The sequence below is a fragment of the Acetobacterium malicum subsp. dehalogenans DSM 11527 genome (assembly GCF_000472665.1).
Taxonomy (GTDB): domain Bacteria; phylum Bacillota; class Clostridia; order Eubacteriales; family Eubacteriaceae; genus Acetobacterium; species Acetobacterium malicum.
In genome coordinates, this window is sequence record NZ_AXAC01000079.1 from 1 (window position 1) to 1,340 (window position 1,340).

Genomic DNA, 1,340 nt, shown 5'->3' on the forward strand with positions numbered 1-1,340 from the left:
CCAAACAAAAATCAGACAAGAAAGGTGCATACCACTATGATAAACCAAAACACCCCATCTGAACAGACAAAAATTGCATTTTTAAAAGCTTTTAAAGCATTGAGACTGGGAACATTGCTGAGACAATCTGGCATCCGCAAAGCACAGGGGATTTCAGTTACCGAAGTTTTTGAATTTCTCTTGCTCCTGGTATTTATGGGGAAAAACCTGTACCGTTACCTGGATTCAAAATACCAGGAAATAGCGGTATCTAAAAATACTTATTATCGATTTTTAAACACATCGACTTATAACTGGCGACGGTTTCTGACCTCGCTTTCCGTCAGAGTGATTGCTTCATTCAGTCGGTTGACCCGCCCGGATCGGGTCAAGGTTTTTATTCTTGATGATTCGGTTGTCAGCCGGAACCGGAGCAAAGATGTCGAATTGCTGGCTAATCTCTATGACCATGCTGCCCATCGTTTTATCAAAGGCTTTACCATGCTTGCCCTTGGCTGGTCGGATGGTTACAGTTTTATACCAACTGATTTTGCCATGATGTCTTCAGCCAGCCAGTCAAACCGGTTAAAAGAAATTTCAGAAGCAATCGATAAGCGCACCAGTGGTTACAAACGCAGAAGCGAAGCCATGAAGAAAAAGACGGACGTTGCTCTCCAGATGATCAGAAACGCATTAACTCAGGGTATACCGGCAGATTATGTCTTAATGGATACCTGGTTTACCCACGAACCGATGATTCGTTCCATTCTTGATGAAGGTCTGGATGTGATCGGGATGGTCAAGCAGTTAAAACAACGATATCAGTATAAAGACGGTTTCTATACCCTGCCTCAACTGCGGCAACTTTTGCCTGAACATTCTCCTGGTAACCAGTTTGGATCCATCATTGTAAAAACGAAAAATGGGATCCCGGTTAAACTGGTTTTTGTCAGAAACCGTAATAATAAACGAGATTGGCTGACGGTACTCAGTACCGATTTGTCCCTGTCCGACGCGGAAATCATCCGTATTTATGGGAATCGATGGAGCATTGAAGTTTTCTTCAAATCCACCAAGTCCCTCATGAAGCTTGGCTCCGAATTTCAGGGGCGAAGCTATGACATGATGATCAGCCACACAACCATTGTTTTTACCCGATACATCCTGCTGGAATGGCTTCGCCGAAACGAAAATGATGATAAAACCTTGTGTGAGTTATTCTTCAGGCTTTGTGATGACATCCAGGATATGGCACTCTCAACCGCTCTTCAAAGTTTGATGAGCTTATTTGTTGAACAATTGAATTCGGTAGGCTCTAGAAAGTCTACTCTGTTAAAAAATCAACTCCAGCAATGGATTGA

1 protein-coding gene is annotated in these 1,340 nt (G+C 42.8%); it reads left to right on the top strand.

Going from position 1 to position 1,340, the window contains the following annotated elements; genetic code table 11:
• Positions 1-36: 36 nt before the first annotated feature.
• Positions 37-1,340 (top strand): IS4 family transposase (locus tag A3KS_RS0117155; protein WP_026395932.1); only part of this gene is annotated, 1,304 nt, incomplete at its 3' end.